The 25,594-nt window shown below is 61.7% G+C and carries 20 protein-coding genes, 5 tRNA genes and 3 pseudogenes; 20 read left to right on the plus strand and 8 right to left on the minus strand.

All coding sequences use genetic code 11. The features are described from left to right. The first annotated feature begins 18 nt into the window (after positions 1 to 18). A complete protein-coding gene (gene mltC / locus C2U47_RS06465) occupies positions 19 to 1,122 on the plus strand; it encodes a membrane-bound lytic murein transglycosylase MltC (RefSeq protein WP_010675743.1) in 1,104 nt (367 codons plus the stop codon). Positions 1,123 to 1,179: 57 nt separating this feature from the next. Here mltC and C2U47_RS06470 read toward each other — a convergent pair whose 3' ends face one another. After that, entirely contained in the window at positions 1,180 to 1,560 is a 381-nt protein-coding gene (locus C2U47_RS06470) for a YgiW/YdeI family stress tolerance OB fold protein (RefSeq protein WP_039040598.1), read from the minus strand. A gap of 234 nt (positions 1,561 to 1,794) precedes the next feature. On the opposite strand from C2U47_RS06470, the gene C2U47_RS06475 reads away from it, so the two are divergent. Both C2U47_RS06475 and ompA read left to right on the plus strand, forming a co-directional pair. Continuing rightward, positions 1,795 to 2,802 (plus strand): SGNH/GDSL hydrolase family protein, encoded by a 1,008-nt coding sequence (locus tag C2U47_RS06475; protein WP_103261949.1) that lies wholly within the window; start codon positions 1,795 to 1,797, stop codon positions 2,800 to 2,802. 279 nt (positions 2,803 to 3,081) lie between these two features. Continuing rightward, a complete protein-coding gene (gene ompA, locus C2U47_RS06480; protein WP_103261519.1) occupies positions 3,082 to 4,113 on the plus strand; it encodes a porin OmpA in 1,032 nt (343 codons plus the stop codon). A 55-nt stretch (positions 4,114 to 4,168) separates the two neighbouring features. On the opposite strand, the gene C2U47_RS06485 is transcribed toward ompA, so the two are convergent. Genes C2U47_RS06485 through C2U47_RS06495 form a run of 3 tightly spaced genes read right to left on the minus strand, consistent with a single transcriptional unit; the run spans position 4,169 to position 7,648 of the window. After that, complete coding sequence (locus C2U47_RS06485; protein WP_043152838.1) at positions 4,169 to 4,738, minus strand: PqiC family protein; 570 nt, start codon at positions 4,736 to 4,738, stop codon at positions 4,169 to 4,171. After that, complete coding sequence (gene pqiB, locus C2U47_RS06490; RefSeq protein WP_103261520.1) at positions 4,738 to 6,384, minus strand: intermembrane transport protein PqiB; 1,647 nt, start codon at positions 6,382 to 6,384, stop codon at positions 4,738 to 4,740. The genes C2U47_RS06485 and pqiB overlap by 1 nt, the downstream gene beginning before the upstream one ends. Further along, a complete protein-coding gene (locus C2U47_RS06495) occupies positions 6,377 to 7,648 on the minus strand; it encodes a paraquat-inducible protein A (RefSeq protein ID WP_103261521.1) in 1,272 nt (423 codons plus the stop codon). The genes pqiB and C2U47_RS06495 overlap by 8 nt, the downstream gene beginning before the upstream one ends. Positions 7,649 to 7,825: 177 nt before the next feature. Here C2U47_RS06495 and hfq point away from each other — a divergent pair, with 177 nt between their 5' ends. Continuing rightward, positions 7,826 to 8,185, plus strand: a complete 360-nt coding sequence (gene hfq / locus C2U47_RS06500) for an RNA chaperone Hfq (protein ID WP_039040603.1) — start codon at positions 7,826 to 7,828, stop codon at positions 8,183 to 8,185. A 136-nt stretch (positions 8,186 to 8,321) separates the two neighbouring features. Here hfq and C2U47_RS06505 read toward each other — a convergent pair whose 3' ends face one another. The 3 genes and pseudogenes from C2U47_RS06505 to dapA all read right to left on the minus strand — a co-directional run bounded on the left by C2U47_RS06505 (position 8,322) and on the right by dapA (position 11,662). After that, entirely contained in the window at positions 8,322 to 8,912 is a 591-nt protein-coding gene (locus C2U47_RS06505; protein WP_103261522.1) for an HAD family hydrolase, read from the minus strand. 136 nt (positions 8,913 to 9,048) lie between these two features. Then, positions 9,049 to 10,694: pseudogene (locus C2U47_RS23610) on the minus strand (sensor domain-containing diguanylate cyclase). 95 nt (positions 10,695 to 10,789) lie between these two features. Next, on the minus strand, positions 10,790 to 11,662 hold the full coding sequence (dapA, locus tag C2U47_RS06515; protein WP_039040606.1) for a 4-hydroxy-tetrahydrodipicolinate synthase: 873 nt from the start codon (positions 11,660 to 11,662) through the stop codon (positions 10,790 to 10,792). Between the two features lie 278 nt (positions 11,663 to 11,940). Between dapA and rsmC the strand changes: the two genes are divergently transcribed. The 9 genes and pseudogenes from rsmC (at position 11,941) to C2U47_RS06560 (ending at position 16,921) form a co-directional block, all read left to right on the plus strand. Then, positions 11,941 to 12,969 (plus strand): 16S rRNA (guanine(1207)-N(2))-methyltransferase RsmC, encoded by a 1,029-nt coding sequence (gene rsmC, locus C2U47_RS06520; RefSeq protein ID WP_103261523.1) that lies wholly within the window; start codon positions 11,941 to 11,943, stop codon positions 12,967 to 12,969. A gap of 150 nt (positions 12,970 to 13,119) precedes the next feature. Continuing rightward, positions 13,120 to 14,336, plus strand: a pseudogene (glgC, locus tag C2U47_RS06525) (glucose-1-phosphate adenylyltransferase). After that, positions 14,326 to 15,786 carry a glycogen synthase GlgA gene (glgA, locus tag C2U47_RS06530; protein ID WP_029314827.1) on the plus strand — a complete coding sequence of 487 codons (1,461 nt, stop codon included), beginning with the start codon at positions 14,326 to 14,328 and terminating at the stop codon, positions 15,784 to 15,786. The pseudogene glgC and the gene glgA overlap by 11 nt, the downstream one beginning before the upstream one ends. 116 nt (positions 15,787 to 15,902) lie before the next feature. Then, positions 15,903 to 15,988 (plus strand) — tRNA-Leu (locus C2U47_RS06535). A 55-nt stretch (positions 15,989 to 16,043) separates the two neighbouring features. Beyond that, positions 16,044 to 16,129: transfer RNA gene (locus C2U47_RS06540), tRNA-Leu, on the plus strand. A gap of 45 nt (positions 16,130 to 16,174) precedes the next feature. Continuing rightward, positions 16,175 to 16,260, plus strand: a tRNA-Leu gene (locus C2U47_RS06545). A 45-nt stretch (positions 16,261 to 16,305) separates the two neighbouring features. Next, a tRNA-Leu gene (locus C2U47_RS06550) sits at positions 16,306 to 16,391 on the plus strand. A gap of 71 nt (positions 16,392 to 16,462) precedes the next feature. Then, positions 16,463 to 16,548: transfer RNA gene (locus C2U47_RS06555), tRNA-Leu, on the plus strand. A gap of 100 nt (positions 16,549 to 16,648) precedes the next feature. Beyond that, on the plus strand, positions 16,649 to 16,921 hold the full coding sequence (locus tag C2U47_RS06560; RefSeq protein ID WP_029314828.1) for a late competence development ComFB family protein: 273 nt from the start codon (positions 16,649 to 16,651) through the stop codon (positions 16,919 to 16,921). Here the strand turns inward: C2U47_RS06560 and C2U47_RS06565 are convergent. Next, positions 16,918 to 17,127, minus strand: coding sequence for a hypothetical protein (locus tag C2U47_RS06565; RefSeq protein ID WP_052814427.1), 210 nt, complete (start codon positions 17,125 to 17,127; stop codon positions 16,918 to 16,920). The two genes, C2U47_RS06560 and C2U47_RS06565, sit on opposite strands and share 4 nt — an antisense overlap. A gap of 299 nt (positions 17,128 to 17,426) precedes the next feature. On the opposite strand from C2U47_RS06565, the gene nhaC reads away from it, so the two are divergent. The 7 genes and pseudogenes from nhaC (at position 17,427) to C2U47_RS06600 (ending at position 25,531) form a co-directional block, all read left to right on the plus strand. Then, a complete protein-coding gene (nhaC, locus tag C2U47_RS06570) occupies positions 17,427 to 18,836 on the plus strand; it encodes a Na+/H+ antiporter NhaC (protein ID WP_045522095.1) in 1,410 nt (469 codons plus the stop codon). A gap of 104 nt (positions 18,837 to 18,940) precedes the next feature. Next, positions 18,941 to 19,863: pseudogene (locus C2U47_RS06575) on the plus strand (LysR family transcriptional regulator). A gap of 196 nt (positions 19,864 to 20,059) precedes the next feature. Then, positions 20,060 to 21,205 carry an ABC transporter substrate-binding protein gene (locus C2U47_RS06580; RefSeq protein WP_103261524.1) on the plus strand — a complete coding sequence of 382 codons (1,146 nt, stop codon included), beginning with the start codon at positions 20,060 to 20,062 and terminating at the stop codon, positions 21,203 to 21,205. 65 nt (positions 21,206 to 21,270) lie between these two features. Further along, positions 21,271 to 22,284 carry an ABC transporter ATP-binding protein gene (locus tag C2U47_RS06585; protein WP_103261525.1) on the plus strand — a complete coding sequence of 338 codons (1,014 nt, stop codon included), beginning with the start codon at positions 21,271 to 21,273 and terminating at the stop codon, positions 22,282 to 22,284. Between the two features lie 25 nt (positions 22,285 to 22,309). Further along, positions 22,310 to 23,248, plus strand: coding sequence for an ABC transporter permease (locus tag C2U47_RS06590; RefSeq protein WP_103261526.1), 939 nt, complete (start codon positions 22,310 to 22,312; stop codon positions 23,246 to 23,248). A 7-nt stretch (positions 23,249 to 23,255) separates the two neighbouring features. Further along, positions 23,256 to 24,071, plus strand: a complete 816-nt coding sequence (locus C2U47_RS06595) for an ABC transporter permease (RefSeq protein WP_082969961.1) — start codon at positions 23,256 to 23,258, stop codon at positions 24,069 to 24,071. 29 nt (positions 24,072 to 24,100) lie between these two features. After that, positions 24,101 to 25,531 (plus strand): gamma-aminobutyraldehyde dehydrogenase, encoded by a 1,431-nt coding sequence (locus C2U47_RS06600; protein ID WP_103261527.1) that lies wholly within the window; start codon positions 24,101 to 24,103, stop codon positions 25,529 to 25,531. Positions 25,532 to 25,594 lie beyond the last annotated feature (63 nt).

Genomic DNA, 25,594 nt, shown 5'->3' on the forward strand with positions numbered 1-25,594 from the left:
GCCCGGTTTGAGGATCTTATGGGTCGTTTTTTTGGGCTGCTGTGCGCCCTGCTGTTTCTCTCTGCCTGTTCATCCACACCCCAGACCAGCGGGAGTGGCGATGATGATCTGGTCAACGGCAAGGACGTGCGCGGTTTTGAACACATGATCAGTGCGCTCTCCCATAACGTGAACGAGATATGGGGGCGCGAGGCGCTGTTCGCGGGCAAGTTTGACTACGTCAAATACACGGATCAGTACAAGAGCCGCGCCCACATCGATTTCTCCAGTGGTCACATCATGGTGGAAACCGTCTCGGGTCTGGATCCCCGCGCCCACCTGCGCCGCGCCATCATCGAAACCCTGCTAACCCCGGACGATCCGGCAGAGGTCGACCTCTATTCCGACCGTGAGATCATGCCAGGTGGCGAGCCCTTCCTCTATGGCCAGGTGCTGGACAACCAGGGACAAGCGATCCGCTCCAGCTGGCGTGCAGAGCGTTATGCCGACTATCTGATCGCCAACGCGATGAAGAAGCGCACTCTCGGGATCCGCAACATCTTCTTCATCGACATTCCCATGGTGGCCAACCACGAAGACAGGCGCGGCTACAAATACGCCAGCATCATCCGCGACGCCTCCCGCAAGTACGGGGTCGCCGAAAGTCTCATCTACGCGGTGATCAAGACCGAGAGCAGCTTCAACCCCTATGCGGTCAGCCACGCCAACGCCTATGGCCTGATGCAGGTGATCCCGGCTACCGCTGGGCGGGATGTCTATGTGAGGGTCAAGGGCAAGGATGGCCAGCCGACCAGGGAAGATCTGTTCAATCCGGCCTACAACATCGATGTGGGGACCGCCTACCTGCACCTGCTGCAGACCGTCTATCTGGCGGATATCCAGGATCCCCAGTCCCGCCGCTATGCGGTGATCTCCGCCTACAACGGTGGTGCGGGAGGGGTGCTCAACACCTTCTCCAACGATCGCAAGGCGGCCCCCGGCATGATCAACCGCCTCTCCCCCGAGGCCGTCTATCAGGTACTGACCGAACAACATCCCAAGGCAGAGGCTCGCCGCTATCTCTACAAGGTCAATCAGGCCGAGAAGGGGTTCAAGCGAACCGTCGCAAGCCGGGCTGGCTGATGGCATGCAAGAAGGGCGCTCCCGGAGCGCCCTTCTCATTTACTGTGGCCTGAAAGCTTACTTGGCGATGAAGCCGCCCTTGCTCAGGGGCGCTGCCCCCACCTTCTCCAGGTGTTCCACCTCGACTTCGGTCTTGTTCCAGCTGTGGTCCACCTCGCCGCGCACGCGGATCAGATCGTCAGGACCCACCTCGGTACCGCGCCACACGTCACCGTCCACCTCCACTTCCACCTCGCCGCTGTCGTCACGGAACAGGTAGTTTTCGCCACCCAGGTGTTTGACCAGCTTGCCTTCCAGGGTCACCCACTGATCATCGGCCACGTCTTTCAACTGGGCGACCGATACCTTGTTCTGCTCCTTGGGGCCGGTGTAGGCCGCCATGGCGAAAGAAGAGACGGACATCAGGGCCACCAGGGCGATTGCTTTTGCGTTGTTCATTTCATGCTCCTGTCTTTGCGGTATGAGGGCATCTTGCCCGGGGGCGCGTGAAACAAACGTGAAGCCTCCCCATTCAGGGAGGAGTGATGTGATCGCAAGCGATTAACTGGCCACGGCATGCTGCAAAAATGTATTCGAATGGATACCTTTTCGTCTGGCCATGCGGGTTCCCAGCCCGCCGCCATCGAGGAACAGTCCGCAGGCCCGTCCTGCCCCATCCATGAGAACAGCTACATGAAAAAATGGCTTTTGTGTTTATTGGGACTCTTCGCCCTCACGGCCCATGCCGCCGAGACGCGCCCCCCCTTCTCCCGCATCGTGATGTTTGGCGACAGCCTCTCCGACACCGGCAAGATGTACGACAAGATGCGTGGTTACCTCCCCTCCAGCCCTCCCTACCATCAGGGCCGTTTCTCCAACGGCCCGGTCTGGCTGGAGCAGCTCAACCAGCACTTCCCGGGCCTCGCCATCGCCAACGAGGCGGAAGGGGGCGCCACTGCCGTGGCCTACAACAAGATCTCCTGGAATCCCAAGTATCAGGTCATCAACAACCTGGACTACGAGGTGACCCAGTTCCTGCAAAAGGATGGCTTCAAGCCCGACGATCTGGTGATCCTCTGGGTCGGTGCCAACGACTACCTTGCCTATGGCTGGAACACCGAGCAGGATGCCAAGCGGGTGCGCGATGCCATCAGCGATGCGGCCAACCGCATGGTATTGAACGGTGCGAGGCAGATTCTGCTGTTCAACCTGCCTGATCTGGGCCAGAACCCCTCGGCCCGCAGCCAGAAGGTGGTCGAGGCAGCCAGCCATGTCTCCGCCTACCACAACCAGCTACTGCTGAACCTGGCACGCCAGCTAGCCCCCACCGGCATGGTGAAATTGTTCGAGATCGACAAGCAGTTTGCCGAGATGCTGCGCGAGCCGCAGAACTTCGGCCTGAGCGACACCGAGAACGCCTGCTACGGCGGCGGCTATGTGTGGAAGCCCTTTGCCTCCCGCAGCGCCGCCACCGACAGTCGACTGGCCCCCTTCAATCCCGAGGAGCGTCTTGCCATCGCCGGCAACCCTCTGCTGGCTCAGGCCGTCGCAACGCCCATGGCGCGCCGCAGTGCGGGCGAGCTGAACTGTGAAGGCAAGATGTTTTGGGACCAGGTCCACCCCACCACAGTGGTACACGCCGCCCTGAGCGAGCGGGCTGCCGCCTTCATCGAACAGGAGTACGAATTCCTCCCTCGATAACGGAGGCCATCCTGCCAGGGCCGGCGCTTCGCCGGCCCTCTTGCCGACAAGGGCAAGCAACCCCATATGACACCCATCACAGATTCGAGTCACGGTTCCCCGGCGGTCTTCTGTCTCCACTATGATGCAGATGGATATCACAATATGTTTTATATCAGTTGCTTGTAGATCGAGAAAAGCGAGCTACGTTTAAACGTGTTGTGGTCGAACACAGGCCCAACCCACGAGGCGAGGCGACATGAATTCGCGCTCCCCACACACAAGATTGCAGAGGCATCTATGAACAAAACACTGATTACCTTGCTGGTTTCAGGCTTGCTTGCGGCCAACGCCCAGGCAGCCGGACAAGACAACACCTGGTATGGCGGTGCCAAACTGGGTTGGTCCAACTTCTACGGTGTCGATGAAAGCAACGCCATCGCCATCACCGACAAAGACGACGATGAAGTCGGCGCCGGTGCCTTCGCCGGTTACCAGATCAACCAGAATCTGGGTGTCGAACTCGGTTATGACTACCTTGGCAAGCTCAAGTACAGCGGCACCCGCAATGGCGCGGCCTTCAATGACTCCGTGCAAGCCCAGCTGGCCCAGCTCACGCTGAAACTGGGCTTCCCGGTTGCGGACAATCTGGACCTTTACGGCCGTGTCGGGGGCGGCTATGGCTGGACCGACAGCGATCAGCTGGAAAACGACAGCCGCTTCACCTTCGTCGGCGCGCTCGGTGCGGAGTATGCCCTGAACCTGGATTGGGCAGCCCGCCTCGAATACCAGTACAGCACCCCGTATGGCAGCCGTGACGATACCGGCCTGCGCATGGACAACGGCCTGCTCTCCCTGGCCGCCGTCTACCGCTTCGGTCAGGTTGCACCGGCTCTGCCGGTCGCAGCTCCCGCCCCCGCGCCCGAGCCCGTGATGGTCGACAAGCAGTTCACCCTGAGCTCGGACGTGCTGTTTGACTTCAACAAGGCCACCCTCAAGCCCCAGGCCGGGCAGGCGCTGGATACCCTCTACAGCCAGATTGAAGAGGAAAGGCCTAAAGACGGGTCGGCCACCGTCATCGGCTATACCGACCGCATCGGTTCCGAGGCCTACAACCAGAAGTTGTCCGAGCAGCGTGCCCGGACCGTGGCCGATTACCTGATTGGCAAGGGGCTGCCCGCCGGCAAGGTCAATGTGGAAGGGCGTGGCAAGCAGTCTCCCGTCACCGGCGACAGCTGCACCAGCAAATCCAAGCGCGAGCTGATCGTCTGCCTGGCCCCGGATCGCCGGGTAGAGGTCAAGGTACAGGGCGTCTCGGAAGTACAGCAATAACGACGACCCCAAACAAAACGGGAGGCCATGGCCTCCCGTCTTTTTTTATGCTTCCTCAGCTGCGCGTGCGCACATCCGCCGCAATCTGATCGAGCAACAGTTGCCAGCCCTGCCCCAGCTCGTTCACCAGGGCGCCATACCCATCGGCAGGCAGCACCCGCTCCTGCTGGAAGGGAACATCTCTCAACACGACCCCCTCCTCCGTCAGCAGGCGCCAGCGACCGCTAAGCAGGGCGCGGCCGTCGTGCCGCCCCTGGAAACGCTCGACCGAGATGCTCAGCACAGGCCCCTTGCGGGCCCCGTCCTGACGCACCACCCAGCCAGGCAAGCGACTGGAGAGGCCATTGAGGGTCAACTGGTTCAACTGGGCATCGAGGGAACCTGCCCAGCGATGGTACTCGGCAAAGTGCAGCTCCTTGCCCTCCAGCTGATAGACCAGGCTCATCCGGTCAAGCTGACCGGACAGGGCGACGGGGCGCAGCACCAACTGGTGCTGCGGCTGCGCCGTGGTGACACTCGACGGCGCAGTGTCGGCATCCAGCGAATAGTAATGCAGCGTCGTCGGCGCACTGCCACATCCCGCCAGCAGGCCCAGCAAGGCCAGCGTCATCATCCGTTTTTTCATCATTTTCCTCGCTTGGGCTCCGGATCCCGCGGACGAGCGCGGTCAAAGATCAGTGAACTCGGCTGCTCGTTCAGTGAATGGACCAGAGGTTGCAACTCGCTCATCAGCTGGTTGAGGGATTGCACCGACTGGCGCAGTTCCTGATTGGTCTGGGAACCGGCATCATAGGTCTGCAACGTCTCCTGCAACTGCTTGAGGCTCTGGTTGAGGGAGGCCGGCAACTGCTGGGTCGACTGCTGACCAGTAAACTGCTCCAGATTCGCACTCACGGCACTGACATGCTTGAGCGTCTTGTCCAGCGTCATCAGGGTGCTGTTGACCTGAGTGAGGGTGGTGGCCATGTCCATGTCGACGAACTTGTCGAGGATGAGGTTCACCTTGCGCTCGATCTGATCCAGCCCGGCCTGGGCGGTCGGGAAGACCTGATAGCCCGCCATCTTGAGCGGCTGATAGACTGGCGCATCCGGATAGAAGTTCAGATCGATCACCTTGCCCCCCGTCAGCAGGCTGGCGGTCTTGAGGCTGGCCCTCAGCCCTTCCTTGAACTGCTTGTTGAACAGGGCCCGCCACTGCTCCTTCTCCGCATTGGCATAACGGTGGGAGAGACGCTGCACCTCGATGCGCGCCAGCACCGGGATCTGTCGGCTCTTGAACAGCTGGACGCCCTTGTCGTCGATGAGATAGGGAGCCGAGATCACGGTACCGACCCGGATGCCGCGATACTGTACCGCCGCGCCGGGATGCAGCCCGCCCACATCATTGTCGAACAGGAAGACATAGTCGATGAACTGATCCAGGCTACCGGCCAGCACGCTCTCCTCGTCCTTGAACAGCACGAACTCGTCGTTCTGTTTCACCGGTTCCCCCGGCAACCAGCCGGGAGGCAGCCCCATGGTGATGCCGCCGTTGATCAGGCTCTCCAGCGAGTCCATCTTCACCTTCATCCCCTCGCTGCTCATGGAGACCTCGAAGCCGGGCGTCAACCAGAACCGGGAGTTGCTGCTCACCAGGACGTCATAAGGCGCGTTGATGAAGAGCTGGTACTGCATCTCGCTCTTCTCGGGCAGGAACTTGGCCTCTTCGACCTGACCGATGGTGAATCCCTGATAGCTGATGGGGGAACCCGCGCCCAGCGCGTTGGCATCCCGGCTGGACAGGGATAGCCGCAATCCCCTGGCATCCAGGGATGCCAAGGGCGGCCTGTCCAGCATGGCGTATTCGCTTCGCGCCGTGCCCTTCTTGCCGGGAGAAAGCTCGATATAGGCACCGGAGAGCAAGGTGCCAAGACCGGAAACGCCCTCACGCCCGACCCTGGGCTTGACCACCCAGAACTGGCTGTCTTTCTTGAGCATGCCGGCGGCGGCATTGGTCAGGCGAGCCTTGAGCACGGCATGGCTATAGTCCTCGCTGAGCTCCACCGTCTCGATACGGCCCACCTCCACTTCACGAGAACGGATCACCGTCTTGCCCGCCACTATGCCCTCGGCGGTCGCCACCGTCAGGGTGAAGCTCGGCCCTTGTGAATACCAGTGCTGGAACAGCATCCAGGCGCCGATGAAGAGGGCCAGCAAGGGCACCATCCAGATAGCGGCAGCCGAACTCATGAAATCAGAGCCCGGTTTCCACCTTGTCTTACGCTCACTCACGTTCGCGTTCTCCTTGTTGTAAATCCCAGATCAGGCGGGAATCGAAACTCATGGCAGCCACCATGGTGACCAGTACGACCCCGGCAAAGGCGACGGCCGCAGGGCCAGGGTAGATGGTCATCAGATTGTCCAGGCGGATGAGGCCGGCCAGGATGGCCACCACGAAGACGTCGATCATCGACCAGCGCCCCACAAATTCGGTCATGCGATAGAGCTTGAGCTTGCGCAGCGGCGAGGCCGACTGGCCACTTTGCACCGCAAAGCAGAGCCACAGCAGCGCCAGGATCTTCACCAGGGGTACCACCACGCTGGCGAAGAAGATGACGGCGGCGATGGGGTAGGACCCCATGGCCCACAGCAGTACCACCCCCCCCATGATGGTCGAGGGACTGTCATCCCCCAGAAAGACGGTATCCATGATGGGGTAAAGGTTGGCGGGAATATAGAGGATGATCGAGGTGACGAGCAGAGCCCAGGTGCGGTTCAGGCCACCCGGTTTGCGCTGGTGCAGGTGATCGCCGCAACGCACGCAGGTATGGGCATCCCCCTCATTCAGGGCGCCGCAAATGTGGCACCCCACCAGCCCGGACGCCAGGGCGCTGGCCTCGGGATCCACCTCTCGGGCGGCGGTCGGCCCGAACAGTCGCTGCCACAGCCACATCCTGTCCAGGGACGAGATCATCTTGATGAGCAACAGGGTATAGCCGACGAAGGCCCAGAACGACAGCCCCATCTTGATGTCGGCCATGCCCATCAGCTTGACCAAAGAGATGAGCACCCCGATGAGGAAGACATCGACCATCAGCCAGGGCTTGATCCGGCACAGCAGGCGGCCGAGGGATCTCAGGGCATGGCTGTGCAGATCATTGTCGAGGCGCCACAGCACCAGCATGATGGAACCGATGTAGACCAGCGGCAGGCCGATCAGGGTCAGGCTCAGCACCACTCCCAGAAACAGGTAACCCTGATCCACCAGGGTGGTGATGCACTGCAGGAAGGTCATCTCCTGCCCCACCCCCTTGGCCGAGAACGACATGAAGGTAAAGGCGTTGGAGAGCACGAACATGATAAGGGCGGCAAAGCCGTAGGCCAGCGGCCTGCGCTCCTGCTCCGGCAGATGGCGGCTCAGGGTATGGCCGCAGCGTGGACAGCCGCTCGCCTCTCCCACGACCAACGTCGTGGCCGGCACCAGCAGATCACACTCTTCGCACGCCGTTGCGTCATGGGTATAGGTGGTTGGATGTTGGTGTGAAACCGGATGCAAATTGAGACCCCAGCGTGAGGCCCGCCACGGGGCCAGAACCGCCAATTATTGCAGCTGTTGCCCACGCCCACCAGCCCTGTCGTTGCACCATCCGCGGCGGGGATGAGAATGACTTTGACAAGGCAGTGACCATTTAGCACAATCAAACGCCACTTTTTTTCCGCGGGACAATAATTTATGACAACCGAATCCCCAAGCTACTCCACTATCGAGCAGGCCTTCTCCCTCGGGAACGGGCAAGATTCCGCCCTCAACTGGTTGCGCAAGAACCGCAGCCAGGTCGCCATCTTCCTGGTAAGCGGCATCAAGCTGGAGGGGACCATCAGCGGCTTCGATCAGTACAGCGTGCTGCTGACAGATGCACACGGCAACCAGCAACTGGTCTACAAGGCCAAGATTTCCACCATCGCCATGCACTCCGGCCGCCCTGCGGTCAGCATCCAGCGCGCCCGCAAACCACGCGTCTCCATGGCGCCGCGCCCCCATGGCGCACCCAGCCGTTATGACGACAACCAGGGTGGTGGCAGCGAGCAGTAAATCTCGCCCCCGCCCATCCTGACGGTGTCGCTGCGTCAGCCAGTGACATCTGCTCCCCACTCTCATGTTTCGCCTGTCCCGTATGAGAGTGGGGCTTCTCTCCCGAGCAGGTTGTTAACCCGCTCGTCTTCGTTACTCAGTAGGTCAACCCGACCGGTTTTCCCTCTCTGACCATGCAGACCTGCATGCCGGCCGCTTCACCGGCCTGTGCGCCTATGCCCGTGTCCTCGAACACCAGACATTGACCGGGCTCGGCCCCCAGGCGTCGCGCCACCAGCAGGAAGGTGTCTGGATGGGGTTTGTGCAGCTCCACGTCGTCGGCGGTGACCACCACGGGGAAATACCGATCCAGCCCTGTGTTACGCAGCACCGCTTCGGCATTGATACGGGGAGAGCCTGTCCCTATGCCCATGGGGATCCGGCCGTGATAGCGTTCCACCAGATCCAGCATGGCCGGGAAGGAGGTGGCCTTGTGCAGGTTGGCGACATAGTGTTCGGTCTTGCAGCGTGTCACCACCAGGGGATCCAGCGCGATCTGCTGCACTTCGGCCACCAGCAGGGCTATCTTGCGGCTGGGCATGCCTCCCAGCTCATAAAACCAGTCGGCGTCGAACCGAAAGCCAAACTCGCGGGCGGTGTGCTCCCAGGCGGCCAGGTGCAAGGGCATGGAGTCCACCAGAGTGCCGTCGAGGTCGAAAACCAGGCCTTGAAATCCGGATAGGGTCATGGTGCAGGATCTGTCTGTGAAAAATGGGCCCCCATTCTAGCCAGAGCGCGGGCGCATCGCCATGCGCCAGATGGCGAGAAACGCTTGCCACCTCATTTATACAGGGCGATGCCAGGAGGTAGCCCCCACGCAGGTGTCAGCGATAGGCCAGGGTACAGGCCCGCCCTTGTGATTTGGCGTGATAGAGTGCCTGATCCGCCTGCTCGGTCAGGGTTTGCCACTCCTTGTCCGATGACGGGACCAGATAGCTGAACCCGATGCTGACGGTGAGTGTCGCCGCCACCCGGGAAGCCGGATGGGGAATTTGCAAGGCGTCAAGGCCGTGGTGGATCTGCTCCGCCAGCCGCTCCGCCTCTCCCGGCTGCGGTGAACACAGCAGGATGACAAACTCCTCCCCCCATAGCGGGCCACCAGGTTGGTACGCCGCCGCTCGGTATCCTGCAGCAGTGCCGCCACCCGCTGCAGGCACTGATCCCCCTTGCCGTGGCCGAAGTGATCGTTGTAGGACTTGAACTCGTCCACATCGATCATCAGCACCGCCAGCACGCCCTGATGGCGGCGAGCCCGCTCCCACTCCCGTTCCATGGTGATGTCCCATTGGCGGCGGTTGGCGATGCCAGTCAGGGGATCTTCCAAAGACAGCAGAGAGAGGCGCCGGTTGGCCTCCTCCAGCGCCCGGTTGGTATCGGCAAGTTGCCGGGTCCGCTCCTGCACCCTCAGCTCCAGCTCCCGATTGAAGCGCTCAAGCTTCTCCTGGGTGCGCTGGCGGATCAGCAACTGGGAGAGCACGGCGGCATACTGCTTGAAGATCTCGCTCTGATACGCCTTGAGGGGGCGCCGCCAGAGCAGGTTGTCGGCGGCGATCCAGCCGATGGGGGTACTCCCGTCCCAGAGCGACACCATGGCGTTCCAGCCGCGACCCACCTCCTGCTTCTCGTAATAGAGAGGCGTGTCCTCCAGCACCAGGACATAGTCCTTGCGACGCAGCGCCTCCTGCACCGTGGGATGATCCGGAATGGGGCTGATGAAATGGCGCTCGTCGATGAGCTCACCCGCCTCGTTGGTACCCCAGGTACCGTGCATGGTCTTGAATTCACTGTCAGTCAGGAAGATGGCGATGCGATCGAACTGCAACTCCTGGCGGGCCAGTGCCACCGCGTCGTGCAGCAAACGATCCTCACTCTCGCAGCGGGAGAGCTTGACCCCCACCTGATGCAGCGCCTGCAGCATGCTGAGGAAAGAGTCCTGCAGGGCCTGGCTGCGCACGAGGTCTGCCTGGGTGTGGAGCCGCTGATCCCGCTCCAGATCCACCTGCCCCGCGAGTCGCCGGCTCTCCAGCTCGGCGGCGAGATAGTGCATCAGCAACTGGATGCTCTGCTGCTGGCGCCGGGGCAGGCGATCGAGACGGCGCCGGGTCTCCAGATAGACCACGGCCTCCAATCCCTTGTGGCGTTTGAGGGGGAAGCTCGCGCGCAGGCGCGGGATCTCGGGTTCGACGCTCTCCCGCTCCCAGATGGCACGGGTCGGCGCGATGGGCTCCACCAGCAACTGGCCGAGCGCAAGGGAACGTTCGATGAAGAGGATGGGCAACTCGAGGGAAGAGAGGATGTCAGCGCTCAGGCAGAGCAGACCCTGTTCCGGGCGATAGTGATAGAGCTGGGGCGTCGGAGCACGCAGCCACAGATAGATCTGTTCAGCCTCTGTTTTTTCCCTGACCGCAGACAAGGTCACTTCACAGAGATGTTCAAAACTGGTGAAGTGCTCCGGATCCCATTCTTCCATGCCAAATCATCCTTGGTTGTATCCAAGCGAGTATATCGGCAAAGCCCGGCCATTAATTGACCGGGCAATCAAAAGCGAGATCCAGAGCCCAGTTTTTACAACAGATTCAATGCCTGCATGGCACTGCGGATGCGCTCGCGGGTGGCCTCGGAGAGCGGCATCACCGGCAGACGGCACTCTTCGCTGCACAGACCCAGCAGGGAGACCGCATACTTGGCCCCTGCGGGGCTCGGCTCGGCGAACATGGCCTGGTGCAGCGGAATGAGCTTGTCCTGCAATTCGCGGGCAGCTTGCCACTCACCGGCCAGCGCCAGGTTCTGCACCTCGGCCACCAGCTTGGGGGCCACGTTGGCCGTCACCGAGATGCAACCCTGGCCACCACCGATGTTGTAGGCCACGGCGGTGGCGTCTTCACCGGAGAGCCAGGCAAACGGCTTCTTGATGAGCTGGCGTTCAACCCAGGGGCGGGCCAGATCACCGGTGGCATCCTTCACGCCGGCAATGCGCGGCAACTCGGCCAGACGGGCCAGGGTCGCCGGCTGCACGTCAACGATGGCGCGGGGCGGAATGTTGTAGACGATGATGGGTTTGGTGGTGGCGTCGTGCACCGCCTTGAAGTGGTGGTAGAGCCCTTCCTGATTGGGGCGGTTGTAGTAACCGGCCACATGCAGGGTGGCATCCGCTCCCATCTGCTCGGCATAGCGGGTGTATTCAATGGCTTCAACCGGGTTGTTGGAGCCTGCACCTGCGATCACGGGAATGCGCCCGGCCACCAGCTTGACCACCAGCTCCACCACGCGGCAATGCTCATCGTGGGTCAGGGTCGGGCTCTCCCCGGTCGTGCCGACCGGCACTATGCCATGGGTTCCCTGCTCTATGTGCCACTCTACCAGGCGAGCCAGTGCGGCCTCGTCCAGCTGGCCCTGTCGAAATGGGGTGATCAGGGCAACTATCGAACCTTGAAACATGGGATTTCCTTCTCCTAAACAGATGGATTGGTCAATAAAAAGCCCCGGTACGGGAGTCGCTACCGGGGCTTGAATCGTCTCAGGGATGAGAGGTTACGCGCGCACGCCAGCAGGCCCGATTGTCAGGCTGTGTTTATGCTTTCGTTTCGATACGCATGACCGCATTGCATCATCTCTGGGTAAATAAGGCGTCTGGGCATATTTCGGGAACACGGCATAAATGTCAAGGCGAAAGCGGCCATGTATAATGGCCGCCCAAAAATGCGTGGAGAGACCCAATGAGCCGTCCTGTCAGTGCCGTCAGTCAGATGCTGGAACGTAACCAAGCCCTCTTTGTCGGCAAGCGGCTGTTGGTGTGCGGTGCCCTGGAGGATGATTATCCTCGTCAACTGGCCGAGCTGGCACAAAGCCTGACCGTCTTCACCACGGATTACTGCTATTACCGCAGCCAGCAGGCCGCTCTGGGAGACGCCATCCTGTTCGATCACCAGCTGGGTGGCGCCCCCCGCTTCGATGCCCTGCTGCTGCTGATGCCCAAGGCCAAGGCCGAGGCGCAATACCTGCTGGCCATGATGACGCCGCTGCTCGAAAGCGGGGCCGACCTGTTCCTCGCCGGCGAGAACCGGGGCGGCATCAACGGGGCAGACAAGCTGCTGGCACCTTATGGCGAGAAACCGATCAAACGCGACTCTGCGCGCCGCTGCTCTCTCTACCACGGCATGCTCGACAAGCCGGTCGTCCCCTTCGAGCTGGACGCCTGGTTCAGTCGCTATGAGTGCCAGGCAGGCGACACCACCCTGACCGTCATGGCCCTGCCCGGGGTCTTCAGTGCAGACGGCCTGGATCTCGGCACCCAGATGCTGCTGGCGAGCCTCCCCCCCGTAACGGGCAAGCTGCTCGACTTTGGCTGCGGCGCCGGCGTCATCGGTTCCGTGCTGGCCAAGCGCAACCCGGCCCTGGCTGTCACCATGGTGGATATCAATGCCCTGGCACTGGAGTCCAGCCGCCGAACCCTGGCGGTCAACGGTCTGAGCGGACGTGTTCATGCCTCCGATGTCTATTCCGACATTGCCGAAACATTCCAACAGATTGTCTCGAATCCCCCCTTCCATGCCGGGCTCAAGACCTTCTACGCCGCCACCGAAACCTTCCTGGCAAAGGCACCTGAGTACCTGACCGCAAATGGCACCCTGACCATAGTCGCCAATGCCTTCCTGCGATACCAGCCTATACTGGATGCGCACTTCAAACAGACCGAGGTGATCGCGGGCGACGCCAAATTCAAGGTGTATCTGAGCAAAGCTTAAAGAAGTGCAACGGTTGTAATAAAACAAGTAGAGAGTGCCAGACGGGATCTGTTAAGGTACCAAGAAAACGTTCACCACCCCTTTAGGGGTGTTTTTTTCGCAGCAACATGAAAACCTTTTCAACATCATGATCTCAGGGAGAGAACGACGATGGCAGGCATACTCACCATGATACTGGCAGGCGGTGAAGGTACCCGACTGCAACCGCTGACCACCACCCGCAGCAAACCCTCCGTGCCCTTTGGCGGCAGTTACCGGTTGATCGACTTCGTGCTCAACAACTTCGTCAACGCCGACTTCCTGCGCATCTATGTACTCACCCAGTTCAAGTCCCAGTCCCTTTATCTGCACATGAAGAAGGGCTGGAACATCGTCGGCATCACGGATCGCTTCATCGACCCCATTCCGGCCCAGATGCGAATGGGCAAACGTTGGTATGACGGCACCGCAGACGCCATTTACCAGAACCTGCGCTTCATCGAGATCTCCGACCCCGAACACGTCTGCATCTTCGGCTCCGATCACATCTACAAGATGGACGTGAGCCAGATGGTGAGCTTCCACAAGCAGAAAGCGGCCGCCCTGACCGTCGCGGCACTGCGCATGCCCATCGAGGAAGCAAGCGCCTTCGGGGTGATCGAGGTGGATCAGGAAGGGCGCATGATTGGCTTTGAAGAAAAGCCCCGTCACCCGAAACACATCCCCGGCGACCCCACCCAGGCCCTGGTCTCCATGGGCAACTACATCTTCGAGACCGAGGCCCTCTATCGGGAGCTCAAGCGGGATGCCGCCGAGGAGAACTCCAGTCACGATTTCGGCAAGGACATCATTCCCAGCCTGTTCCCCCGTGCCCCCGTCTACGTCTACGACTACAGCACCAACGTGATCCCGGGCGAGAAGCCCAACGTCTACTGGCGCGATGTGGGGACGCTCGACTCTTACTGGCAGGCACACATGGACCTGGTGGCCGACGATGCCCCCTTCTCTCTCTACAATCGCAAGTGGCCGCTGCACACTCATTACCCGCCCCTGCCCCCGCCACCTTCATCGATACCGACGACTGCAAAGTCAAGATCGCCAACTCCCTGATCTCCGGTGGCTGCTTCATTCAGGGCAGCCAGATCCAGCGATCCATACTGGGATTTCGCTGCAACATAGGCCCCTGCAGCCACATCAGTGAATCCGTGCTGCTGGGGGATGTGAAAATCGGCGAAGGTTGCTCCATTCGCCGCGCCATCATCGACAAAAACGTTGAAATTGCACCCGGCACCGTGATCGGTGAGAATCTGGACCATGACAGAGAGCGGTTTACCGTATCCGAAGGCGGTATCGTCGTGGTACCTAAGGGAGCAAGAGTTGGCTATTAACCCACTGAAAATCCTGTTTGTAGCCTCGGAGGTTGAGGGGCTGGTGAAGACCGGGGGCCTGGCGGATGTGGCCAAGGCCCTGCCGCAGCATCTCGCCCGTCAGGGGCACGATGTGCGCATCATTATGCCCTTCTACAAGACCATCAAGCGCCGGGACGAGGCCACCCTCCTCGCCTCGCGCTGGCTCCCCACCCCCCAGGATCGCAGTGATATCAGCTATCGCATCCATCAGCTGGAACTGGACGGGATCTGCGTCTATCTGCTCGATTGCCCGCACTATTTCGACCGCCCCCAGCTCTATGCCGAGAACAACCAGGCCTATCCCGACAACGGTGAACGCTTTGCCTTTCTAGCCGCGGCGGCTCTGCATGCGTGCGAACAGCTGGGTTTCGCTCCCGACATCGCCCACTGCAACGACTGGCACACCGGTCTGCTGCCGCTGCTGCTGAAAACCCGTCATGCCCACAACCCCTTCTTCCAGCGCACCCGGTCGGTCATCAGCATTCACAACGCGGCCTTTCAGGGGGTATTCGATCGCCAGCAGTTCTGGGCCGTGCCGGAAATCCACGACTACGAGCAGCGCATCAACTACGACTATGGTCACATCAATCTGCTCAAGTGCGGTGTGCTCTACGCAGACAAGATCAATGCGGTCAGCCCCAACTACGCCAGCGAGCTGCTGACGCACCCGGGCGCTCACGGCATGGCCAGCGTATTCCAGCAGCGGGCTGCTGACCTGCGTGGCATCCTCAACGGCTGTGACTATCAGGACTGGGATCCCGCCTTCGATCCTCTGTTGCCCGCCACCTATGATGCCGACAACCTGGATGGCAAACACACCTGCAAGCGCATCCTGCAGCAGGAGACGGGGCTCCCCGTCGGCAACCTCCCCATCTATGGCATGGTGTGTCGACTGACCGAGCAGAAAGGAGTACACCTGCTCATCCCGGCGCTAGACAAGTTCTTGCAACATCAGGTCCAGGTAGTGATCGTGGGCTCCGGTGATCCCTCTCTCGCCGCCCAGTTGCAAAGCATTGCCCAGCAGCATCCCGACAAGTTTGCCTTCATCAATGCCTATGACGACCGTCTGGCCCACCTGGTGGAGGCCGGCGCCGACTTCTTCCTGATGCCTTCTCTGTTCGAGCCATGCGGGCTCAACCAGATGTACAGTCTGGCCTATGGCACCCTGCCCCTGGTGCGGGCTGTCGGCGGATTGAAAGATACCGTCGTGGACTGGGATGCCGACCCGACGCACGCGACCGGTTTCTGCTTCAACGATCCCACTGCCAGCACCTTGCTCGATGCCATGCGCCGCAGCCTGCTCCATTATCTGCAGGAGCCGGCACGTTTTGCCCGTGTGCAGCACCACGCCATGAACACCCGCTTCGACTGGGCAGACTCCGTCATCCTGTACGAACAGATGTATCAGGATGCGCTGGCCACCGTCTGACGCCGATTGCTGAAGTTTTGTGCCCTTGGCACGCCTTTATCCGTCAACAGCGAAAAAAGTCCCCTTTGGCTGTTGACGCCCCCCCAAAACTCTATAGAATCCCCCACCGCAGTGATGCGAAGGTGGCGGAATTGGTAGACGCGCTAGCTTCAGGTGTTAGTGTCCCACGGATGTGAGGGTTCGAGTCCCTCTCTTCGCACCATACTGCAACATGCTCTTATCAGACGGCATGTAAATTCAGACTGATAACCCGATGTGCGAAGGTGGCGGAATTGGTAGACGCGCTAGCTTCAGGTGTTAGTGCCCCCCGGGTGTGAGGGTTCGAGTCCCTCTCTTCGCACCATGCTTTTGTCAGACAGCATGTAAATCCAGACTGATAACCCGATGTGCGAAGGTGGCGGAATTGGTAGACGCGCTAGCTTCAGGTGTTAGTGCCCCCCGGGTGTGAGGGTTCGAGTCCCTCTCTTCGCACCATGCTTTTATCAGACAGCATGTAAATCCAGACTGATAACCCGATGTGCGAAGGTGGCGGAATTGGTAGACGCGCTAGCTTCAGGTGTTAGTGCCCCCCGGGTGTGAGGGTTCGAGTCCCTCTCTTCGCACCATGCTTCTGGCATGTAAAACACAGAAAATGCGCTCCAACCGCATTTAAAAACCAGCTGGAGAAAATCAGTGTGCGAAGGTGGCGGAATTGGTAGACGCGCTAGCTTCAGGTGTTAGTGTCCCACGGATGTGAGGGTTCGAGTCCCTCTCTTCGCACCATTATTCTGCAAAGGCCCGTTACGAGAGTAACGGGCCTTTTGTGTTTTCATGCCCCATGGCTATGCTGTTGAAGATGCTGCGCCACCACGGGGGTTTTCCCATGATCCTGGATACCGATATTCACAACTTCTATGAGCATCTGGTGCTCAAGGAGATAGAAAAACAGGGGTTGGCTCGAACATTGACCCCCTATCAGCTGGCAGACCTCTGCTGCCTGACACTCAACCAGCTTCCTTCCCACTATATCCGCCACGATGTCGACATGATCTACTTCACGACAGACGCCGAACGCAGCGAGATGGAGAAGAAGGTCATCGCCTCCCTGCGCCAGGCCTACGACAAGATCCAGGCCGTCCCCACTCGCCAGGCTTAATGCCAACCCTGCTGCCAGAGCAGAGTGACGACCCCTGTTATTCCCGCAACCGGCAGCAGGATCAACACCGGTCTCAGCCTGGGTTCCAGCATGACCCAGGCAGCCAGCAAGAACCCCAGGCTCCAGAACCCGTATTCCTTCTCCTGACCCCAGACCAGCACCGCCAGAAGGGCGGCCAAGAGCAGAGCGCGTGCTATCCAGTTCATTGGCATTGGTCCGAAAAAGATTAATGATAACTATTATCATCTTTGGTGTTGCCATCTGCAATCGAACTTGCCTATGGATCTCCGGCTATCAAACGGTGTCGATTGAACAGTGAAAAATGCCGATTAGATCAACTATTTTGTGGGATTTTAAAATTTTAAAGCTGTTTTGCCGAATGAGCAGGGATTTTACACCTCCGCTTTATGGTAGATTGCGCCCTCTTTTGGTAAGCCTCTCGGGATCGACGCATCCGCAGGACGAGAGGGGCTGACCTTGGCGAGCAAGAGTTTAGGGAGCGTCTATGCAAAACCAACAACACCACATCCGATTGCCGGGCATGTCGCAAGTATTTGCCTGCCTGGCCATTTTCCTGGCCCTGGCCTTCTCCTTCACCAGCGTGCTGGATCTGCCAATCCAGCTGGCACTGTTCATCGCCTGGTTCGTCATCATGGGACTCGGCATCAAGCTCGGCCATGATTACAAATCCCTGGAACAGGCGGCAGTCGACGGCGTCGCCAAGGGGATGGGGGCCATCCTGATACTGATCTCCGTCGGTGCCCTGGTGGGCACCTGGATTGCCGGCGGCATCGTCCCCAGCATCATCTACTTCGGCCTCAAGGTGATACACCCCTCCATCTTCCTGCTGGCGACCCTGATCATCTGCTCTCTCACCTCGCTGGCCACCGGCACCTCCTGGGGCTCGGCGGCCACCGCCGGCATCGCCATGATGGGTATAGGCCACAGCCTGGGGGTACCCGCGCCGCTGGTAGCCGGTGCCGTGCTCTCCGGCGTCTACTTCGGTGACAAGCTCTCCCCGCTCTCCGACTCCGTGGTGCTGGCCTCGACCATGTCCAACGTCGACGTGATGGAACACATCAAGGGGATGCTGCCCATCAGCCTGTTCTCCTACGTCATCACCGCCGCCCTGTTCACCGTGGTCGGCATGCAGTATTCCGGCAACGTCAGCCTGGAGCAGGTCAATCTGGTGATGGACGCCCTCGACAAGCAGTTCAACATCACCCCCATGGCCATAGTGCCCGTGGTGCTGGTGCTGGGCCTGTTGGCCAACCGCAAGCCCGCCTTCCCGGTGATCAGCTTCGGCGCCTTGCTGGGTCTTGTCTGGGCCATCGTCTTCCAGGACATGGATCCGGTGAAGGCAATGCACTCCGCCTACAGCCCGTTTGCCATTACCTCCGGCGTCGACTTCATCGACAACATCCTCGGCCGCGGCGGCATGGAGTCCATGCTGGGTTCCGTGGCCGTCATCATCTTCGGCTTGGGCTTCGGCGGTCTGCTGGAGAAGGTCGGCATCCTCTCCGTCATCGCCAGTGCCTTCGAGAAGCGCATCAACAGCGCCGGCAGCCTGACCAGCCACACCATCGGCACCGCCTTCTTGGCCAACGTGTTCGGTTCCGCTATGTATGTATCGCTGATCCTGACCCCCAAGATCATGGCCAAGAACTACGACAGACTGGGGCTGGCGCGCAAGAACCTCTCCCGCAACGCCGAGTTTGGCGGCACCCTCACCTGCGGCATGGTGCCCTGGAGCGACAACGGCATCTTCATGGCCGGGGTCCTCGGGGTAGCGACCCTCGACTACCTACCCTACATGTGGCTCAGCTTCACCTGCATCATTGTGACCATCACCCTCGCCTATCTGGGCAAGGGAGTGAACCGTGTACCGGTCACAGAGGCGGTGACAGCCCGCTAATTTCCGTAAAAACAACGACAAAGGCGCCATCACGGCGCCTTTGTCTGGGCGCGATTCGAGGTTAAGCTGGCACTCACCTTGATCGCACGTGGCAGGACGCCCAGATGAACTTCACCTTTCGCCAGATCCGCTATTTCGTGGCGGTGGCCGACAGCTTCTCGGTGAGCCGGGCAGCCGCCGAGCTGCACATCTCCCAGTCGGCGGTCACCAGCGCCATCCGCGAGCTGGAGACCGAGCTCGGCGCCGCCCTGTTCGAGCGCAACCCGCGCGGCGTCAGCCTCACCACCCAGGGCCACCAGTTTCTGCTGCACGCCCGTCGCATCCTAAGCGCCATGACCGAAGCCAGCCACTCCCTCAAGGCGGTGGCCCAGCAGGATCAGGGGCGGCTTACCATAGGCGTAACCACCCTGGTTGCTGGCTACTACCTGTCGGAAGCGCTCGGCCGCTTTCGCCGCGCCTTCCCGGCGGTACAGATCGAGGTGAAGGAGGATGAGCAGCCCTATCTCGAACACCAGATCGTCAACGGCGAGGTGGATGTGGGGATCCTGATGACCAACCGCACCATCCGCCAGGAGGCGTTCGATACCGAGCTGCTGACCCGCTCGCCGCTGCGGGTCTGGCTCGCCGCCAACCCCCCCTCTGCGCCGAGTCGACCCTCTCCCTCAAGGCGCTCGGCGAGGAGCCCATGATCTCGCTGACCGCCGACCAGCTGGACCAGATCATCGGCGGCGGCCTGCGCCGCTACGGCATCTCGCCGCGCATCGTGCTGCGTACCGCCTCGGTGGAAGCGGTGCGCAGCCTGGTGGCGAGCCAGCTCGGGCTCGCCCTGCTGCCGGACTTTGCCTACCGCCCCTGGTCGCTGGAGCAGGAGCGGGTCGAGGCCCGCGCCATCAAGGAGCCCATCCCCGCCATCGACATCGGTCTGGTGTGGCGGCGCGGCTCGCGCCTTGACTGGGCCGCACGCGAGTTCATCGACATCGCCAGAGATCAGAGCCGGCTGCGGGCCCGCCAGCACCTCCCCCGCTAGGACTGAGCCTGAACAGCCGTGACTCCGGCAAAAAAATCAGATTCATCTGCACTCGATATCGATTTTACAGATACCAAAGCCGCTAAAAATTGAAATTCTCATTGCTCACGGCTTCTCCTACGCTCATGACTGGTTAACAGGATGTTAATTGTCAGCGTGGCATCACAACCGTGCCCGCCCCAGCAAGGAGAGCAAGATGAAACTGACCCCCCTCACCCTGGCCCTGATCCCCGCCCTGCTGGCAGGCCAGGTCCAGGCTGCCCCCACCACCCTCGGCAAGGGTGAAGGCCAGCTCAACATAGTGGCCTGGGCCGGCTACGTGGAGCGCGGCGAGACCGACAAGAACTACGACTGGGTGACCGGCTTCGAGAAAGAGACCGGCTGCAAGGTCAACGTCAAGACGGCCGCCACCTCGGACGAGATGGTGGCGCTGATGAACGAGGGGGGCTTCGATCTGGTGACCACCTCCGGCGATGCCAGTCTGCGTCTGATTGCCGGTGGCAAGGTGCAGGTGCTCAACCTGGCGCTCATCCCGAGCTACAGCAAGATAGACCCCCGCCTGCAGAATGCCCCCTGGCACACGGTAGACGGCAAGCACTATGGCGTGCCCTACCAGTGGGGCGGCAACATCTTGATGTACAACACCAAGGTGTTTCCCAAGGCGCCCGACTCCTGGAACGTGGTGTTCGAGGAGCAGACCCTGCCGGACGGCAAGTCCAACAAGGGGCGGGTGCAGGCGTTCGACGGCCCCATCCACATCGCCGATGCCGCCCTCTATCTGATGAGCCACCAGCCGGCGCTCGGCATCAAGGATCCCTACGAGCTGAACGAGGATCAGTACAAGGCCGCCCTCGACCTCCTGCGCCAGCAGCGCAAGCTGGTGGGACGCTACTGGCACGATGCCTTCGTCCAGATCGACGACTTCAAGAACGAGGGGGTGGTGGCCTCCGGCTCCTGGCCGTTCCAGGCCAATACCCTGATCGCCGACAAGCAGCCTATCGCCACGACGGTGCCCAAGGAGGGCGTCACCGGCTGGGCCGATACCAGCATGGTGCACAGCGAGGCGAAGAACCTCACCTGTGCCTATCAGTGGCTGGAGCACTCCCTCAACAACAAGCTGCAGGGGGATCTCGCCTCCTGGTTCGGCTCCGTGCCCGTGGTACCGGCCGCCTGCGAGGGCAATGCCCTGCTCGGGAAAGAGGGGTGCAAGACCAACGGCATCGACAACTTCGATCGGGTTCACTTCTGGCGAACTCCTGTCTCCCAGTGCAAGAGCCAGGGAACCTGCGTGCCCTACTACCGCTGGGTCTCGGACTATATCGCCATCCTGGGTGGCCGCTAAGACCGGATAACCAGATGGGGCCGGACAGGAGTCCGGCCCGCTTCCCACACAGACAAGGACGCCCCATGAATGCCGTACAATTTGACCGGGTCAGCCGCCACTATGGCGAGGTGAAGGCGGTCGACGACATCTCCTTTCAGATCCCGGCCGGTGAGTTTTTCACCCTGCTGGGGCCGAGCGGTTCTGGCAAGACCACCTGCCTGCGGATGATTGCGGGCTTCGAATACCCGAGCGACGGGGAGATCCGGCTGTTCGGCGAGCCCTGCTCCACCGTGCCCCCCTACGATCGCAACCTCAATACCGTGTTTCAGGACTACGCCCTGTTTCCCAACATGGATGTGCGCGACAACATCGGCTATGGCCTGATGCTCAAGGGCGTCGCCAAGGCGGAGCGTTACCGCAAGGTGGACGAGATGCTGGAGCTGGTGCGCCTGCCCGGCGTCGGCAACCGCAAGCCCGGCCAGCTCTCCGGCGGCCAGCGCCAGCGCATCGCCATCGCCCGGGCACTGATCAACCAGCCGCGCATCCTGCTGCTGGACGAACCGCTCGGGGCACTCGACCTCAAGCTGCGCGAGCAGATGCAGCTCGAACTGAAAGCCTTGCAGCGCCAGCTCGGCATCACCTTCATCTTCGTCACCCACGATCAGCAGGAGGCGCTCTCCATGAGCGACCGCATCTGCATCTTCAATCAGGGCAAGATCGAGCAGATTGCCGCGCCGGATACTATCTACGACGCCCCCGCCACCCCCTTCGTCGCCCGCTTCGTCGGCACCGTCAACCTGTTCGAGGGGGAGCAGGCCCGCCGTCTGTGCGGCGATGCTAGCCAGATGATGGTACGCCCGGAGCGGATCCGGCTCGCCGAGGCCGGCACACCAGGCTGGTCCGGGGAGGTGCGCGAAGTGGAGTACCTCGGCCCCTTCGTGCGCTACCGGGTCGATCTCGGCGAGCAGCTCGAGCTCATCGTCAACCACCCCAACGAAGGCCAGGCCCGCCTGCCCCGTGGCGCCCGGGTCAGCCTCAGCTGGCCGGAGCAGGCGATCCATCGCCTGCACACCGCCCCTCTGGGAGCTCAACCATGAGCGCCCCCACAGTGCGAGCCTTGCCATGAGCCAACCCACTGCCCCCCTCTCCTATCGGCCGCTGCGGCGCCTCTCTACCCTGCTCTACGGGCGGCCAGGTCTGCTGCTGGCCATCCTGCTCGGGCCGCCGCTGCTGTGGCTCGGCATTATCTATGTCGGCTCCCTGCTGATGCTGCTCTCCAACGCCTCCTTCGGGCTGGACGAGTTCAGCGGCCAGATCCGCCACGAGCTGGGGCTGCAGAACTTCGTCGCCCTGCTGCGGGCGGAGAACCTGGACGTGATCCTGCGCACCGTCGGCATGTCGCTGCTGGTGACCCTGGCCTGCGCCCTGCTCGGCTTTCCGGTGGCCTACTACATGGCGCGCTACACCAGCGGCAAGACCCGGGCCCTGTTCTACGTCGGCATCATGCTGCCGCTCTGGTCCAGCTATCTGGTGCGGGTCTATGCCTGGAAGCTGATCCTGGCCAAGGAGGGGGTCATCAGCTGGCTGGCAGACACCCTGGGGCTGGACTGGCTGCTGGACGCCATCCTCTCGCTGCCGGTGATCGGGGGGCCGTCGCTGTCGTTCTCGCGCATCGGCACCTTCATCGTGTTCGTCTACGTCTGGCTGCCCTTCATGATCCTGCCCATCCAGGCGGCGGTGGAGCGGATCCCGCGCTCCCTGCTGGAGGCGAGCGGCGATCTCGGCGCCACCCCGGCCCAGACCTTTCGCACCCTGATCCTGCCGCTGGCCCTGCCCGGCGTGGTGGCGGGCTCCATCTTCACCTTCTCCCTGACGCTGGGGGACTACATCATCCCCGGCATCATAGGCAACTCCACCATGTACATAGGTCAGGTGGTCTACATGCAGCAGGGCACGGCGGGCAACCTGCCCTTCGCCGCCGCCTTCTCGCTGGTGCCGATCCTCATCATCGCCATCTATCTGGCGATAGCAAAACGCTTGGGGGCCTTCGATGCGCTCTAATACCTCCATAAAACGGGACCACGGCAGCCAACCCTCCGGCTTGCTCAAGTACGCGGCCATCGGCGGGCTGCTGTTTCTGCACTTCCCGATCCTGTTCATCTTCCTCTATGCCTTCACCAGCGAGAGCAAGAGCTATCAGTTCCCGCCCCCCGGGCTCACCTTCAAGTGGTTCGAGGTGACTCTCAACCGCCCCGACGTGTGGCGCGCCATCCAGCTGTCGCTGGAGGTAGCTGGGCTGGCGACGCTGACCGCCATGGTACTCGGTACCCTGGCGGCGGGGGCCATCGCCCGCAGCCGCTTCTTCGGCCAGGAGGTGGTGTCGCTCTTGCTGGTGCTGCCCATCGCCCTGCCCGGTATCGTCACCGGCATCGCGCTGCGCTCCGCCTACGGGGTGATGGAGATCCCCTTCAGCTTCTGGACCATCGTCATCGGTCACGCCACCTTCTGTGTGGTGGTGGTCTACAACAATGCCCTGGCGCGCTTTCGCCGCACCAACCAGTCACTCATCGAAGCGTCGATGGATCTCGGGGCCGACGGCTTCCAGACCCTGCGCTACGTGATCCTGCCCAACCTCGCCACGGCGCTGCTGGCGGGGGGCATGCTGGCGTTTGCCCTCAGCTTTGACGAGGTGATCGTCACCACCTTCACCGCCGGCCAGCAGACCACGCTGCCGATCTGGATGTATCAGGAGCTGATCCGGCCACGGGACAGGCCGGTCACCAACGTGGTGGCGCTCATCATAGTGGTCTTCACCACCATTCCTATTCTGCTTGCCTACTACCTCACCCGCGACGGCCAGGACGTCGCCGGCAGTGGCAAATAACGACTCAACGCGTGCGCAAGGATGCAACCATGAAACTCTCTACCCAACTCTTGATCGACGGTCAGTTCGTCACCGGTGACGGCCAGGCCGAGCCCATCCTCAACCCGGCCACCGGGGAACTTCTCGCCTCGGTGCCAGAAGCCTCGTTCGAGCAGGTGAACCGGGCGGTGAACGGCGCCCAGCGCGCCTTCGCCCAGTGGAGCCGCACCACCCCGGCGAGCCGCAGTGCCCTGCTGCTGCGCCTGGCCGACGCCATCGAACGCCACGCCGAGGAGTTTGCGGCGCTCGAATCTCTCAACTGCGGCAAGCCCTATCTGGCGGTGCTCAATGACGAGCTGCCGGCGGTGGTGGACTGCTTCCGCTTCTTCGCCGGCGCGGCCCGCTGCCTGCAGGGGCCGCTGGCGGGGGAGTACATCGAGGGGCACACCAGCATGATCCGCCGCGACCCCATCGGGGTGGTGGGCAGTATCGCCCCCTGGAACTATCCGTTGATGATGGCGGCCTGGAAGATGGCCCCCGTGCTCGCCGCCGGCAATACGGTGGTGCTCAAGCCCTCCGAGCAGACCCCCCTCACCGCCCTGCGCCTGGCGGAGCTCGCCAGCGAGCTCTTCCCCCGCGGCGTCATCAATATCGTCTGCGGCCGGGGCGAGAGCGTGGGGGCGCCGCTGGTGGAGCACCCGCTGGTGCGCATGGTGTCGCTCACCGGTGACATCGCCACCGGCCAGAAGATCCTGCAGAGCGCCGCCCGCACCATGAAGCGCACCCACCTGGAGCTGGGGGGCAAGGCGCCGGTCATCATCTTTGACGATGCAGACTTGGAAGCCGTGGTGGCCGGCATTCGCACCTTCGGCTTCTACAACGCCGGCCAGGATTGCACCGCCGCCTGCCGCATCTATGCCCAGGGCAAGATCTACGACAAGTTTGTCGCCGCCATGACCGAAGCGGTCGCCTCCATCAAGGTGGGCGGTCCGCGCGAGGAGGGGGTGGAGATGGGGCCGCTCATTTCGGACCGGCAGCGCAACCGGGTGGCCAGCTTCGTAGAGCGGGCCCAGAGCAGCGGTCACGTGGAGGTAACGGCGGGAGGCAAGATCCGCCCCGGCAACGGCTTCTTCTTCGAGCCGACCCTGATCGCCCATGCCCGCCAGGAGGATGAAATCGTGCGCCGCGAGGTGTTCGGCCCGGTGGTGTCGGTGACCCGCTTCATCGACGCCGAGCAGGTGGTGCAGTGGGCCAACGACTCGGACTACGGCCTCGCCTCATCGGTCTGGACCCGGGATCTCGGCCTTGCCAGCAAGGTGGCCAGCCACCTGCAGTACGGCTGCACCTGGATCAACACCCACTTCATGCTCACCTCCGAGATGCCCCACGGCGGCATGAAGATGTCCGGCTACGGCAAGGATCTCTCCCTCTATGCGCTGGAGGACTACACGGTGCCGCGCCACATCATGGTCAAGCTCTAGGCTCCACTCCGTCCCCCTGAAAACAAGATGGCCCCAAGGGGCCATCTTGTTTTGCATCAGGTC

It is taken from the genome of Aeromonas sp. ASNIH7, from assembly GCF_002903485.1.
GTDB lineage: Bacteria > Pseudomonadota > Gammaproteobacteria > Enterobacterales > Aeromonadaceae > Aeromonas > Aeromonas caviae.